Origin of the sequence: Dietzia sp. PP-33 (assembly GCF_033790845.1) — a bacterium.
Classification (GTDB): Bacteria; Actinomycetota; Actinomycetes; order Mycobacteriales; family Mycobacteriaceae; genus Dietzia.
Window position 1 is genome coordinate 232316 of the sequence record NZ_JAMYEI010000003.1, and the last position, 13507, is coordinate 245822.

13 protein-coding genes are annotated in these 13507 nt (G+C 71.2%); 7 read left to right on the top strand and 6 right to left on the bottom strand.

Annotation, left to right across the window (positions count from 1 at the left end; translation table 11 throughout):
* Positions 1-16 precede the first annotated feature (16 nt).
* On the bottom strand, positions 17-895 hold the full coding sequence (locus NJE57_RS07300) for a glycosyltransferase family 2 protein (RefSeq protein ID WP_319027726.1): 879 nt from the start codon (positions 893-895) through the stop codon (positions 17-19).
* A 180-nt stretch (positions 896-1075) separates the two neighbouring features.
* Here NJE57_RS07300 and NJE57_RS07305 point away from each other — a divergent pair, with 180 nt between their 5' ends.
* Positions 1076-2635 carry an LCP family protein gene (locus tag NJE57_RS07305; protein ID WP_319027727.1) on the top strand — a complete coding sequence of 520 codons (1560 nt, stop codon included), beginning with the start codon at positions 1076-1078 and terminating at the stop codon, positions 2633-2635.
* Positions 2636-2667: 32 nt separating this feature from the next.
* Positions 2668-3354, top strand: coding sequence for a TIGR03089 family protein (locus NJE57_RS07310; RefSeq protein WP_319027728.1), 687 nt, complete (start codon positions 2668-2670; stop codon positions 3352-3354).
* A gap of 114 nt (positions 3355-3468) precedes the next feature.
* Here NJE57_RS07310 and NJE57_RS07315 read toward each other — a convergent pair whose 3' ends face one another.
* The 5 genes from NJE57_RS07315 to NJE57_RS07335 form a co-directional block, all read right to left on the bottom strand.
* On the bottom strand, positions 3469-4638 hold the full coding sequence (locus NJE57_RS07315) for an acyl-CoA dehydrogenase family protein (RefSeq protein ID WP_319027729.1): 1170 nt from the start codon (positions 4636-4638) through the stop codon (positions 3469-3471).
* Positions 4639-4859: 221 nt separating this feature from the next.
* Positions 4860-5372, bottom strand: coding sequence for a 5-(carboxyamino)imidazole ribonucleotide mutase (gene purE / locus NJE57_RS07320; protein ID WP_319027730.1), 513 nt, complete (start codon positions 5370-5372; stop codon positions 4860-4862).
* A 28-nt stretch (positions 5373-5400) separates the two neighbouring features.
* Positions 5401-6687, bottom strand: a complete 1287-nt coding sequence (locus NJE57_RS07325; RefSeq protein WP_319027731.1) for a 5-(carboxyamino)imidazole ribonucleotide synthase — start codon at positions 6685-6687, stop codon at positions 5401-5403.
* A 22-nt stretch (positions 6688-6709) separates the two neighbouring features.
* Complete coding sequence (locus NJE57_RS07330) at positions 6710-7273, bottom strand: PH domain-containing protein (protein WP_319027732.1); 564 nt, start codon at positions 7271-7273, stop codon at positions 6710-6712.
* 3 nt (positions 7274-7276) lie between these two features.
* The gene (locus NJE57_RS07335; RefSeq protein WP_319027733.1) at positions 7277-8155 is read right to left on the bottom strand and encodes a biotin--[acetyl-CoA-carboxylase] ligase; all 879 of its coding nucleotides are present in this window, start codon (positions 8153-8155) and stop codon (positions 7277-7279) included.
* A gap of 106 nt (positions 8156-8261) precedes the next feature.
* Between NJE57_RS07335 and NJE57_RS07340 the strand changes: the two genes are divergently transcribed.
* From NJE57_RS07340 to NJE57_RS07360, 5 genes are all read left to right on the top strand, one after another.
* Positions 8262-9911 (top strand): acyl-CoA carboxylase subunit beta, encoded by a 1650-nt coding sequence (locus NJE57_RS07340; RefSeq protein ID WP_319027734.1) that lies wholly within the window; start codon positions 8262-8264, stop codon positions 9909-9911.
* Positions 9908-10156, top strand: a complete 249-nt coding sequence (locus NJE57_RS07345) for an acyl-CoA carboxylase subunit epsilon (RefSeq protein WP_319027735.1) — start codon at positions 9908-9910, stop codon at positions 10154-10156. Before NJE57_RS07340 ends, NJE57_RS07345 begins: the two co-directional genes overlap by 4 nt.
* A 202-nt stretch (positions 10157-10358) precedes the next feature.
* On the top strand, positions 10359-10769 hold the full coding sequence (locus tag NJE57_RS07350; protein WP_319027736.1) for a cupin domain-containing protein: 411 nt from the start codon (positions 10359-10361) through the stop codon (positions 10767-10769).
* Between the two features lie 93 nt (positions 10770-10862).
* Positions 10863-11564 carry a Maf family protein gene (locus NJE57_RS07355; protein WP_319027737.1) on the top strand — a complete coding sequence of 234 codons (702 nt, stop codon included), beginning with the start codon at positions 10863-10865 and terminating at the stop codon, positions 11562-11564.
* A 144-nt stretch (positions 11565-11708) separates the two neighbouring features.
* Positions 11709-13496, top strand: coding sequence for an acetyl/propionyl/methylcrotonyl-CoA carboxylase subunit alpha (locus NJE57_RS07360; protein ID WP_319027738.1), 1788 nt, complete (start codon positions 11709-11711; stop codon positions 13494-13496).
* Positions 13497-13507 lie beyond the last annotated feature (11 nt).

The window sequence follows — 13507 nt, forward strand, 5'->3', positions numbered from 1 at the left end:
ATGGTCTTGCCCGGCGTCAGCGTAGATCGCGCCTGGCGGATCGGATCGCGAGGCGGCACCGCAGCTGCAGGCCGGCCTTGAGGGCCCAGCGTATCGGCGCCTGCCACACGTGCGGATGCCTGTCCGCCTGGAACAGGTACGCACTGCGGTGGTGCGCGCGGAGGGTGAACTCCGGCACCGTCCTGGCCGCGTGGCCCTGGTCGTGGTGGATCACCGACGACGGCACGTAGACCGATTGCCACCCGGCGCGGCCGAGCCGGTCCCCCAGGTCCACGTCCTCCAGGTACATGAAATAGCGTTCGTCGAATCCGCCGAGCGCGTCGAACGCCTCCCGCCGGAGCAACAGGCACGAACCCGACAACCACCCCGCGGGGCGCTCGGTGTCCATGTCCGCATCATCGAGGTACCGGGCGGTCCACGGGTTTCCCGGCCACACCGGGCCGAGGAGGGCGTGACCGACACCGGCGCCGAGACGCGGGACGGCGCGGGCGGAGGGGTACACGGACCCGTCGGGCTCGGCGATCCGCGGTCCGAAGGCCGCCGCGCGGGGCCAGCGGTCCGCCGCTTCGAGCAGCGCGTCCACCGAACCCGGCTCGAACCGGACGTCCGGGTTGACGACCAGCACGAACTCCTGGTCGAAGTCCTCGGGGCGGCCGGAGATCTCCGTCACGGCGCGGTTGATGGCCGTCCCGTAGCCCAGGTTCCCCCCGGTCGGGAAGAAGTCGGCGAAGTCGTGCGCGGCCGCCGCCGCCTCGGGGGCGCCGTCCGTGGAACCGTTGTCCGCCATCACCAGCCCGACCGGCCTCGTCGTGGACCCGGGCAGGGTGTCGATGAAGCGTCGGAGATGGTCGCCGGGAGAGTAGGTCACCGTCACGACGGGCAGTCGGGTCGTCACGCGCAACACCCTACGACGCTGCACGCCGATTCCGACGCCCGGCGCGCGGCGCGGTACCGTGGGGTGATCATCGGCGGCCTCGTGCGGTCTTCGTGCCGCCCCGACGCCACCGGCCCGCGGGCCCGTCCCTCCACTCGCCGGAGCGGACCGACCGCCCCGATTCGACGACAAGGACGGTGGATGAGCGCCGAGCTACCAGCGACGCCCCGTCGCGCACCGGCCCCCGGGCGCGGTCGACGTCGTGCCACCCCCTCCCGACCGGTGGCCTCGAGGGTCGGCCGCGTGCTCGCCGCGCTGGTCTCGGTGTTCTGCCTCCTGGTCACCGGTGTGGGCTGGTCGCTGTTCAACGGTCTGAGCTCGGACCTGTCCTCCGCCGGCGGCCTCGACGTGGGCGACGGCGGTCTCGACGGTGCCGTCGACATCCTCCTGGTGGGTACGGACAACCGCACCGACGCCCAGGGCGAGCCGCTGAGCCAGGAGGAGCTCGCCACCATCCGGACGGGCGAGGAGGACGGCGAGAACACGGACACCATCCTGCTCATCCGGATCCCGGAGGACGGCAGCTCGGCCACCGCGATCTCCATCCCGCGGGACGTCTACGTGGAGACCAGGACCCTCGGGGGCAGCAAGATCAACGGGGTGTACTCCGCCTACAAGGAGGCCCACCTCGAGGAGGCGATCGCGGAGGACCCCGACGGCGCGCTCACCGAGCAGGACCAGCGCGAAGCCGTGCAGGCCGGCCGCAACGGACTGATCAACGCCGTCCAGGACCTCACCGGCGTGCAGGCCGACCACTACGCGGAGATCGGGCTGCTGGGCTTCGTGCTCCTCACCGACGCGGTCGGTGGGGTCCCCGTGTGCCTGAACGAACCCGTGGATGAGCCGCTGTCCGGCGCGAATTTCCGGGCGGGGGTCCAGACCGTCTCCGGGTCGGACGCCCTGAGCTTCGTCCGGCAGCGGCACGACCTGCCAGCCGGAGACCTCGACCGCATCGTCCGTCAACAGGCGTTCATGTCCCAGTTGGTCAAGAAGACCCTGTCGGCTGGCACGCTCGCGGACCCGTCCAAACTCGGAGCGCTGGTCGACGCGGCCAGGCGCTCGTTCGTCATCGACGAGGACTGGGACTTCGTGGACTTCGCCATGAAACTCCAGGACATCAGCGGCGGCGACGTGCGGTTCGAGACCATCCCCGTCACCAGCATCGACTCGTTCACGGAGTGGGGCGAGTCCATCGTCACCGTCGATCCCGACGAGGTCGCCGAGTTCGTCGGCGGTTTCGCCAGCTCGGAGGACCTGCCCGAGGAGTCCGAGGAGACCGGGACCGGCACTCCCGGTGTGGACCCCGCCTCCGTGAGCGTGTCCGTGGTCAACACCACCGTGATCGACGGTCTCGCCGCCCGGGTCTCCGGTTCCCTCAGCGAGCTCGGGTACGGCGTCGGGGACCTGCTCACCGACCCCGCCGCCGCGTACACCTCGCACGTGGCGGCCGGTTCGGCGGACGACCCCGTGGCGTTCGCGGTCTCCGACGCCCTGGGCGGCCTGCCCGTACAGGTCGATCCCGCGGTGCCCCCGGGGGCCGTGCGGGTGGTCCTCGCGGAGGACTACAGCGGCCCCACCGGAGACGCGTCGACGACCGAGTCCCTCTCCCCCGGGACCACCACCTACGCCCCGCTGCCGCCCTCGATTGCGCAGCGTCCCACCTTCGACGCCGGGGGCTCGGACGTCCCCTGTGTCAACTGACCGGGCCCGCCCGACGATCCGGAGGACGAACCGTGAACACCGCCGCAGACACCGTGCTCCAGCCGCTGCTCTCCGCGGACCCGGGCGCGCCGCTGGTCACCCACTACGACCTCGAGGCCCCGTCCCGCATCGAGCTGTCGGTGGTCTCGACCGCCAACTGGGCCGCCAAGATCGCCGGACTGCTGCGGGACGAGGTGGGCGTGGCACCGGGTGAGGTCGTGGTGTGTGACCTGCCGGCCCACTGGCTCACCGCCGGGGTACTCCTGGGCGTATGGTGGGCGGGGGCCGAGGTACGGACCGGAGCGGCCGACGACGCCGTCGCGGTGGTCACCACCTCCGAACGGCTGGACCGCCATCCGACCGATGTCGAGACCCTTCTCATGACCACCGACCCGATGGGCCGTCCGCTGGCCGCGGCCGGTGTGGATGTACCCCCCGGCGTCACCGATCTCGCGGAGGCCTGCCGGATCCACCCGGACGCGTTCGTACCGTCCGGTGCGGGTGGGCAGGCCCTGGACGGGCTGGGAGTGCACCAGCTCGCGGACCCGGCGCTGTCCGGTCGGGCGATGATCGCGGGTCTGGAGCGCGCGGACATCGTGGGCGTCCTCGCCCGGGTCTTCGCCTCGGGCGGTTCGGCGGTGCTGGTGACCGGAGCGGAGGCGGACGCCCCCCAGGTCGCCGACGTGGCGACCACCGAGCGCACCACGCTCTCCCTCTGACCGGCCCGCCACCGCCAGGGTCGCTCTCCACGGCCGTGTGGACGTGGAGAGCCGCCACCCCCGGTCGGAAGTGGCGGCTCTCGAGTGCCGGTCAGCGGACCGGGGCCCGTCGGGTCAGCTCAGGATCTGACGCGCCATCACCATGCGGTTGATCTGGTTGGTGCCCTCGTAGATCTGGGTGATCTTGGCGTCGCGCATCATGCGCTCGACCGGGAAGTCGCGGGTGTACCCGGCGCCGCCGAAGAGCTGCACGGCGTTGGTGGTGACCTCCATCGCGACGTCCGAGGCGAAGGTCTTGGACGCCGCGGCCATGAAGCCCAGCTTCTGGCCACCCGGTGCGCTGCCGCGCTCGGCGTTGGCCGCAGCGGTGTACACCATGAGGCGGGAGGCCTGGACCTTCATCGCCATGTCCGCGAGCATGAACTGCGTGTTCTGGAAGTCCGAGATCGCGCGCCCGAACTGCTTGCGCTCCTTCGTGTAGGCGATCGCCGCGTCGAGCGCACCCTGGGCCAGGCCCACGGCCTGGGCGCCGATGGTGGGGCGGGTGTGGTCCAGGGTCTGCAGGGCGGTCTTGAACCCGGTGCCCGGCTCGCCGATGATCCGGTCACCCGGGATGCGGCAGTTCTCGAAGTACAGCTCCGCGGTGGGCGAGCCCTTGATACCGAGCTTCTTCTCGGTCTTGGAGACGCCGAAGCCCTCGTCGTCGGCGTGGACCATGAACGCGGAGATGCCGCCGGCGCCCTTCTCCGGGTCGGTGACCGCCATGACGGTGTACCAGGTGGACTTGCCGCCGTTGGTGATCCACGCCTTGCCGCCGTTGAGGATCCAGTCGTCGCCGTCCTGGCGGGCGCGGGTGCGCATGGCCGCCGCGTCCGATCCGGCCTCGCGCTCGGACAGGGCGTAGGAGGCCATCTTGCCCTCGGCGATCTCGGACAGGACCCGCTGCTTGAGGTCCTCCCCCCCGGCCAGGATCAGGCCCATGGTGCCGAGCTTGTTCACGGCCGGGATCAGGGAGGACGAACCGCAGACGCGGGCGACCTCCTCGATGACGATGCAGGCCGCGACCGAGTCCGCTCCCTGCCCGCCGTACTCCTCCGGCACGTGGACCGCGTTGAAGCCCGAGGCGTTGAGCGCGTCGAGGGCCTCCTGCGGGAAACGCTCGTTCTCGTCGACGTCCGCGGCGTGCGGCTCGATCTCCTTCTCGGAGAGGGCCCGGATCGCGGCGCGGAGCTCCTCGTGCTCCTCCGCCGGGCGGTACAGGTCGAAGTCGGGGTTACCGGACATGTGCGGTCCTCCATGAGGGATTCGTCGGGGCAGATCGCGCGGCGGACACCGTCCGGGGTACCTCCCGGCGATGCCGACGACGCACGTCCTGCCGTCATCCTCGCCGCGGGGTCTGACGTGCCGCGCCCGACCACCCAAGTTACCAGCCGGAAACCTCCGCCCGGTCCTGGCGCCGCCGCCCCCTCGACCGTCCCCCCGGTCGCACGCGGGGAACCGCCCGGTCAGCCCAGGAGGGTCTGCCGCAGCGCGGCGTCCTTGCGCTCCACCATCGCCTCGAGATCGTCCTGGAAGCTCTCCATGCGCTCACGCAGCGCGGGGTCGGAGGCGGCGAGGATCCTGACCGCCAGGAGCCCGGCGTTGCGCGCGCCGCCGATCGACACGGTGGCCACGGGGACCCCGGCGGGCATCTGCACGATCGACAGGAGCGAGTCCATCCCGTCCAGGTACTTGAGCGGTACCGGCACGCCGATGACCGGCAGCGCGGTGGCCGAGGCGACCATCCCGGGCAGGTGCGCGGCACCACCGGCCCCCGCGATCACCACCCGGATCCCCCGGCCGGCGGCCGAGCGGGCGTAGTCGAGCATCTTCTGCGGGGTCCGGTGCGCCGAGACCACCCCGACTTCGAAGGCGATACCGAACTCGGCGAGCGCCTCCGCGGCCGCCTCCATGGTCGGCCAGTCGGAGTCGCTGCCCATGATCAGACCGACCTGCGGCCCGCCCTGTGGTGCGGTCATGGTGGTGCCTTTCGTCGAAGGTGTGGCGTCAGCGGTCGAAGTCCCCGACCGGAGCCCCCGTGTGGGGGTCCCAGCCGTCGGCCCACTCCGCGTGGGAGAGCCAGTGTGCGGCGTGCTCGGCCACCGCGCGGACCGGGGCCACCTGGTCGGCGTCGTCCGGGTCGACGCCGGGGTCGGCGAGGACGTTCACGTGTCCGATCTTGCGGCCCGGCCGTTCGGATTTGCCGTAGAGGTGCACCTTGGCGTGCGGGAAGCGGGCCCCGAGGTGGTGGACCCGCTCGTCCATGCTCATCTCCGGCGCCTCCGGCGCCCCGAGCACGTTCGCCATCACGGTCACCGGGGCGGTCGGCACCGTGGAACCCAGCGGGTAGTCGAGCACGGCACGCAGGTGCTGCTCGAACTGACTGGTCGTGGCACCGTCCATGGTCCAGTGACCGGAGTTGTGGGGACGCATCGCCAGCTCGTTGACCAGCACACCGGGGCGTCCGTCGGAACCGATGACCTCGAAGAGCTCGACCGCCATGACACCGGTGACGTCGAGGTGTTCGGCCAGGCGCAGGGCGGTGGCCTGCACGGCGGATCGGAGGTCGTCGGGTAGCCCGGTGGCCGGCGCCACGACGACCGCGCAGATGCCGTCACGCTGCACCGTCTCCACGACGGGCCACACCGCTCCCTGACCGAAGGGCGAGCGTGCGACGAGAGCGGACAGCTCCCGGGTCCACGGCACGCGCGCCTCGGCCATCATCGGCACGCCCGCGTCGAGCTGCTCGGTCGCGATCCGCTCGGCCGCCTCCAGGGAATCCGGCATCCACACCCCGCGGCCGTCGTATCCCCCACGCGCGGCCTTGAGGACGATGCGTCCCTCCTGCTCGGCGTGGAAACGCCGCACGTCCTCGACGGAGTCGACCGCCGTGAACGGCGGGATCGGAGCCCCGATCTCGTCGAGCGCGCGACGCATGACCAGCTTGTCCTGGGCGTGGATGAGCGCCGCGGCACGGGGTCGCACCGCCACGCCGGCGGACTCGAGCTCGACGAGGATCTCCGGCGGCACGTGCTCGTGGTCGAAGGTCATCACGTCGGCGCCGGCGGCGACGCTGCGCACCGCGTCGGGGTCGTCGTGGGCGCCGATCACCACGTCGGGGGTGACCTGGGCGGCCGGGTCCTCCGGGTCGGCGGCGAGCACACGCAGGGTCTGCCCGAGGGCCACGGCCGACTGGTGGGTCATCCGGGCGAGTTGCCCGCCCCCGATCATCGCCACGACGGGCGAACCGAGTGGATTGCGGCGAATGCGCGAGTCGTCGTTCACGTGGCCCATGTTCTCACGTGTGGCGGGGTGGTCAGCGTCGCCCCGGGAGCCCCCAACGGAAGCGGGCCGCCGGAGCGGGTGGCCCGGGCGGCGGCGGAGGGGGTAGCCGGAGCAGTTCGTCGTAGACCGTGGCGTGCACGCGCGCCACTCCGGGCACGTGGTCGATCTCCACCGGGGGCAGGTGACCGCACTCGAGGATGAGGCACCCCGTGCCCAGCGCCCGGTCGGCCAACGTGTGCTGGAACCGCACTGCACTGACCCTGCGCAGCGGGACGTCGACGCACCGCCGGGACGATCCCGCCGGCCGGTAGAGGACGCGTTCGTCGGTCACCACGAGATCGGTACGCGCCCAGCGGAGGGCGGGCCACAGGCCGAAGCGCAACACGACGAGGAGGTAGAGCCCCGCCACCATCGCCCAGGTCGCGGCGCGGTCGCCCGGGTGCACGACCTGCGTCTCGATGAAGCCGCCCGCGATCCCGGCGAGCCCGGCACCGATCACCGTCACCAGCGCGGGGCGCACGAGGCCCCGCCAGTGCGGGTGGCTGTGGACGATCAGCGTCTCCCCCGGCGCGACGACCGAACGGACGAAACCCACGGGTCAGCCGCCCCACCGGCCGGCGGCGGGACGGACGTGGGTCACGTCCCCGGCGGCGACGGCCAACTCGCCGTCGGACGTGACGACGACGAGGCGGCCCTCCCTGTCCACTCGTGCGGCACGCCCGGTCCGCACGACGTCTCCCGGGAGCTCGACGCGGACCTCGGCGCCGAGGGTCGAGCAGGCCTGCGAGTACTCGGCCATGAGCTCGTCCGAGATGGTCGATCCGCTCCCGTGTTCGCATCGGCGCCACTGCTCGTGCCGACTTGCCAGGGCCTCGAGCACCGCGCGCGCCACGGCGTCACGGTCGGTCGTCCCGCCGGAGAGGGCGAGTGAGGTCGCGTGCGGGATGGGCAGTTGCTCCCGCGTCAGGGTCACGTTGATCCCCACACCGACCACCAGGGCAGGGAGTCGGAGTTCGAAGTCCCCCTCCGCGGGGACGGTGGTCATCTCCGAGAGGATCCCCGCGATCTTGCACCCGTCGACCAACACGTCGTTGGGCCACTTGAGGGTGGCGTCCACACCACCCGCCGCCACGAGCCCGTCACGGATGGCGAGTCCCGTGACCAGGGGAAGCCATCCGAACAGGGTGGGTGAGACCGTTCCGGGCCGCAGCAGGACGCTCACCACCACCTGGGTCCGGGGCGGCGCCGTCCACGTGCGACCGAGCCTGCCGCGGCCCGAGGCCTGGAATTCCGCCAGCACGACACTGCGGTCCGGCGCCCCGAGGCCCGCTCGTCTGATCGCCTCCGCGTTGGTCGACCCGATCTCCTCCAGCACCTCGAGCGACGTGTACAACGCATCCGGCCCCTCGACCAGCGCTCGGCGGAGCGCGTCTGCGTCGAGCGGGCGCGGGAAATCGGTTTCGGGGTCTGCGTGCACGAGGTCCAGAGTAGGTCCGATCTCCGACCGCGGGCGGGGCCGGTGTCGGGGGAGTAGACCGGGTCACATCGCCACGGGGCCGTCCGAGTCGTTAGAGTCTTGCAACATGACGACTGCCTCAGAACCGGACGTGAGTGACGACGTCCAGACCGACGCTGCGACGCCCGACATCCACACGACCGCCGGCAAGCTGTCCGAGCTGCGTCGGCGCCTCGACGAAGCCCGCGCCCCGATGGGGCAGGCGGCGATCGACCGGACGCACGAGAAGGGCCTCATGACGGCCCGCGAGCGGATCGAGAACCTCCTCGATCCCGGTTCGTTCGTGGAGATCGACGCGCTCGCCCGCCACCGGGCCACCACCTTCGGCCTGGCCGAGCGTCGTCCGCTGGGTGACGGGGTGATCACCGGATACGGCACCATCGACGGCCGGAGCGTGTGCGTCTTCTCGCAGGACGCCACCGTGTTCGGCGGGTCGCTCGGTGAGGTCTACGGCGAGAAGATCGTCAAGGTCATGGACCTGGCCCTCAAGACCGGCCGACCGATGATCGGGATCAACCACGGTGCCGGTGCTCGCATCCAGGAGGGTGTGGTGTCGCTGGGTCTCTACGGGCAGATCTTCCACCGCAACGTCCTGGCGTCCGGGGTCATCCCCCAGGTGTCACTGGTCATGGGCCCCTCCGCCGGCGGCCACGTCTACTCCCCCGCGCTCACGGACTTCACCGTGATGGTCGACAAGACCTCGCAGATGTTCGTCACCGGCCCGGACGTCATCAAGACGGTCACCGGCGAGGAGGTCACCCAGGAGGAACTGGGCGGCGCCAACACCCACATGACCAAGTCGGGCGTCTCCCACTACACCGCGAGTGACGAGCAGGACGCTCTGGACTACGTCAAGGACCTGCTGTCCTACCTCCCCAGCAACAACCGGGCCGAGGCCCCCCGCTTCCCGTTCCCCGAGGCCGAGGGAGCGATCGAGGACAACCTCAGCCTCGAGGACCACGAGCTGGACACGATCATCCCGGACTCCTCGAACAGCCCGTACGACATGCATGAGGTCATCAGCCACATCGTCGACGACGGCGAGTTCCTCGAGACCCAGGCGCAGTACGCCATGAACGTGATCGTCGGCTTCGGCCGGGTCGAGGGCCGCAGCGTCGGCGTGGTGGCCAACCAGCCCACCCAGTTCGCCGGCTGCCTGGACATCAAGGCCTCCGAGAAGGCCGCGCGCTTCGTCCGCACCTGCGACGCCTTCAACATCCCGATCCTCACCCTGGTCGACGTCCCGGGATTCCTTCCGGGCACCGGCCAGGAGTTCGACGGGATCATCCGCCGCGGCGCCAAGCTGCTCTACGCCTACGGTGAGGCCACCGTCGGGAAGGTCACCGTGATCACCCGCAAGGCCTATGGCGGCGCGTACGACGTCATGGGCTCCAAGCACATGGGCGCCGACATCAACCTGGCGTGGCCGACCGCCGAGATCGCCGTCATGGGCGCCTCCGGCGCCGTCGGGTTCGTCTACCGCGAGCAGCTCAAGGCCGCCGCCGCGAACGGGGAGGACGTCGACGCGCTGCGGCTGAAGCTGCAGGCCGAGTACGAGGACACGCTCGTCAACCCGTACGTCGCCGCGGAGCGCGGGTACGTCGACGCGGTCATCCCGCCGTCGCACACCCGCCTGCAGGTGGCACAGGCCCTCCGGTTGCTCGACCGCAAGGTGGTCGAGGTGCCCGCCAAGAAGCACGGGAACATCCCGCTGTGACGGCCGCGGAGAAGCAGCCGGACGGGGAGAAGCCCGCAGCACCGTTCTTCGAGGTCGTGCGAGGCAACCCCACCGCGGTCGAGGTGGGCGTCCTGTCCGCGGTCCTGGCGACCGCGCAGGGAAACGCCGTCCACGAGGGCGAGTCACCCACGGACATCAAGGACGACTGGGGCTCGTACGAGGAGCGACTGCGGCCGCCGTTCGGCTACAACCCGACGTCGTTCCTCAACCGCCGCCAGTACTGAGTCGGCCCACCACGACCGGCCCTGGCAGCCGCCCCCGGCCTTGCACTCCCGCGCGCACCGAAGCGCCGGCGGGAGTGCAGGGCCGGGGGCGGTTGTGGTCGGAGCGGGCAGGCGCTGGCGCGGATGCCGCCCCACCACGACGACGTCCGCAGAGCCGCGTGGCCGGTACGCTGGGAGCTCAGCCAGTTCCAGGAGGCACCTCATGTCCGACCAGCCCACCACCCCGGAGGAGGGTTCGGACGCCGCCGCCCGCGACGACCGCGATCACGGCAGCCGCGCCGGGACCACCGAGGGCTCCGCCACCCACCTCACCGGCATCATCGGCCGCGAGGAGCCGTTCGAGGGCCGGCCGCGGGCCTCCGTGATCCACCACGACGAGACCACCAAGATCGTGGCGTTCGAGTTCGGTGAGGGACATGAACTGGGCGATCACGCCGCCCACCACCCCGTGCTGATCCAACTACTCCGGGGGCGCGTCGAGTTCGGCCTCCCCGACCGCACGGTGGACCTTCGCCCGGGCGAGATCCTGCACCTCACGCCGAAGCTGCGACACTCCGTGCGCGCGCTCGAGCCCACCACACTCACCGTCACCATGCTGCTGCCGCGGGACTGACGCCGGGCCGCGCCGCGGGACTGACGCCGGGCCGCGCCGCGGGACTGACGCCGGGCCGCGCCGCGTACCCGACACCGTGGCTACGCTGGCCACATGATCTCGTTCGTCCTCGCCTCGGCCTCTCCCTCCCGCCTGCGGATCCTCGAGCACGCCGGGGTGGACCCACTCGTCAGACACCCCCACGTCGACGAGGACCTCCTCCAGGCCTCACTCCCCCCGGGGACCCCGCATGTCCGGGTCGTCGAGGAACTGGCCCGGGCGAAGGCCCGGGACGTCCTCGAGCGCGAGGGCGGATCCCTCGCGCAGGAGGCCCGCGCGGCAGGGGCCGACACGCTCATCGTGGTGGGCTGCGACTCGATGCTCCTCGTGGACGGCCACCTCGAGGGCAAACCCCACACCTATGAGCGGGCGATGGAGCGCTGGAAGAAGATGCGCGGTCGACACGGGGTCCTGCTCACCGGGCACGCCCTGATCGTGGCCGACCTCACGGGAGACGGCCCCCTCGTCGTCACCGACACCGGATCCGACACCTCCGACACCACCGTGCACTTCGGCGCGCCCTCGGACGCCGACCTGGACGTGTACCTCCGCACCGGCGAGCCACTGGAGTGCGCGGGCGCCTTCACCATCGAGTCCCTCGGTGGGTGGTTCATCGACCGGATCGAAGGCGACCCGTCGAGCGTCATCGGGCTCAGTCTGCCTCTGCTCCGGCGCCTCCTCGAGGACGTCGGGCTCCACGCGCACCGGGTGTGGCGTCCCGAGCTCCGTCGCGGAACCGCAGGTCACAGCGAGTAGCGCTCGGAGAGGCCGCCCCCGTCGGGCAACCCATGGACCCCCAAACCCACACATGAGGGGGGCCTCTCATTAGACTGCGGAAGAATATCGGTGCCCCCACCGGGCGCACCGGTCTAAGAGACGTCCATCACCAGGAGGCCCTGAGTGCCCAGTCATGCCAGCTCTCACATCACGAAGGTCCTCGTCGCCAACCGCGGCGAGATCGCTGTCCGTGTGATCCGCGCGGCGAAGGACGCCGGTCTGGCCAGCGTGGCCGTGTACGCCGAGCCCGACGCCGACGCACTGTTCGTCAAGCTGGCCGACGAGGCCTTCGCACTGGGAGGCCAGACGTCTGCGGAGTCCTACCTGGTCTTCGACAAGATCCTCGACGCCGCCGCCAAGTCCGGCGCCGACGCCATCCACCCCGGGTACGGCTTCCTCTCTGAAAACGCCGACTTCGCGCAGGCCGTCATCGACGCCGGGCTGATCTGGATCGGCCCCCCGCCCCACGCGATCCGCGACCTCGGTGACAAGGTCACCGCCCGCCACATCGCCGAGCGGGCCAAGGCCCCGATGGCCGCCGGGACCAAGGACCCGGTCAAGGACGCGGGCGAGGTCGTCGCGTTCGCCGAGCAGTACGGCCTGCCCATCGCCATCAAGGCCGCCTTCGGTGGTGGCGGGCGCGGCATGAAGGTCGCCCACGAGATGTCCGAGGTCGCCGAGCTCTTCGACTCGGCCACCCGTGAGGCCATCTCCGCGTTCGGCCGCGGCGAGTGCTTCGTCGAGCAGTACCTCGACAAGGCCCGCCACGTCGAGGCGCAGGTGCTCGCCGACCAGCACGGCAACGTGGTCGTCGCCGGCACCCGCGACTGCTCCCTGCAGCGCCGTTTCCAGAAGCTCGTCGAGGAGGCCCCGGCGCCGTTCCTCACCGACGAGCAGCGCAAGCGGATCCACGACTCGGCCAAGGCCATCTGCAAGGAGGCCGGCTACTACGGCGCCGGCACCGTCGAGTACATGGTCCAGGGCGACACGATCTCGTTCCTCGAGGTCAACACCCGCCTCCAGGTGGAGCACCCGGTCACCGAGGAGACCGCGGGCATCGACCTCGTGCTGCAGCAGTTCAAGATCGCCGAGGGTGAGGTGCTCGAGTTCACCGAAGACCCGGCACCCCGTGGCCACGCGTTCGAGTTCCGCATCAACGGCGAGGACGCCGGCCGCGGCTTCCTCCCGGCCCCCGGCACCATCACCGCCTACCACGAGCCCACCGGCCCGGGGGTGCGCATGGACTCCGGCGTCGAGCAGGGCGACACGATCGGCGGCCAGTTCGACTCGATGCTCGCCAAGCTGATCGTCTGGGGCGAGGACCGCGACCAGGCGCTCGCCCGCTCGGCGCGCGCGCTCGCCGAGTACAAGATCGAGGGCATGGCCACCGTCCTGCCGTTCCACGCCCACGTCGTCACCAACCCCGCGTTCGTCGGCGACCGCAAGGGCTTCGACGTCTACACCAAGTGGATCGAAGAGGAGTGGGACAACCCGATCGAGCCCTGGACCGCCACCGGCGCCCCGGCCGACGATGACGAGCCCGTCGAGCGCAAGAAGGTCGTCGTCGAGGTGGACGGTCGCCGCGTCGAGGTCTCCCTGCCCGGCGATCTGGCCTTCGGTGGATCGCACAACGGCGGCACCGTCCGCCGCAAGGCCAAGGCCCGGACCCGCGGCGGCGCCGCCGGGGCGGCCGCGTCCGGTGACGCCGTGTCGGCGCCGATGCAGGGAACCGTCGTGAAGGTGTCCGTCGAGGAGGGCCAGGAGGTCAAGGCCGGTGAGCTCGTGGCCGTGCTCGAGGCCATGAAGATGGAGAACCCGGTCACCGCACACAAGGACGGCGTCATCACCGACCTCGCGGTCGACGCCGGCGCGGCCGTCACCCAGGGCACGGTGCTCTGCGAGATCAAGTGATCTCCTGACCG

Coding starts and splice junctions, on each gene's coding strand:
- NJE57_RS07350 (WP_319027736.1), top strand. CDS start 10,359: ATGTCCGACCAGCCCACCACCCCGGAGGAGGGTTCGGACGCCGCCGCC.
- NJE57_RS07340 (WP_319027734.1), top strand. CDS start 8,262: ATGACGACTGCCTCAGAACCGGACGTGAGTGACGACGTCCAGACCGAC.
- purE (WP_319027730.1), bottom strand. CDS start 5,372: ATGACCGCACCACAGGGCGGGCCGCAGGTCGGTCTGATCATGGGCAGC.
- NJE57_RS07305 (WP_319027727.1), top strand. CDS start 1,076: ATGAGCGCCGAGCTACCAGCGACGCCCCGTCGCGCACCGGCCCCCGGG.
- NJE57_RS07355 (WP_319027737.1), top strand. CDS start 10,863: ATGATCTCGTTCGTCCTCGCCTCGGCCTCTCCCTCCCGCCTGCGGATC.
- NJE57_RS07325 (WP_319027731.1), bottom strand. CDS start 6,687: ATGGGCCACGTGAACGACGACTCGCGCATTCGCCGCAATCCACTCGGT.
- NJE57_RS07315 (WP_319027729.1), bottom strand. CDS start 4,638: ATGTCCGGTAACCCCGACTTCGACCTGTACCGCCCGGCGGAGGAGCAC.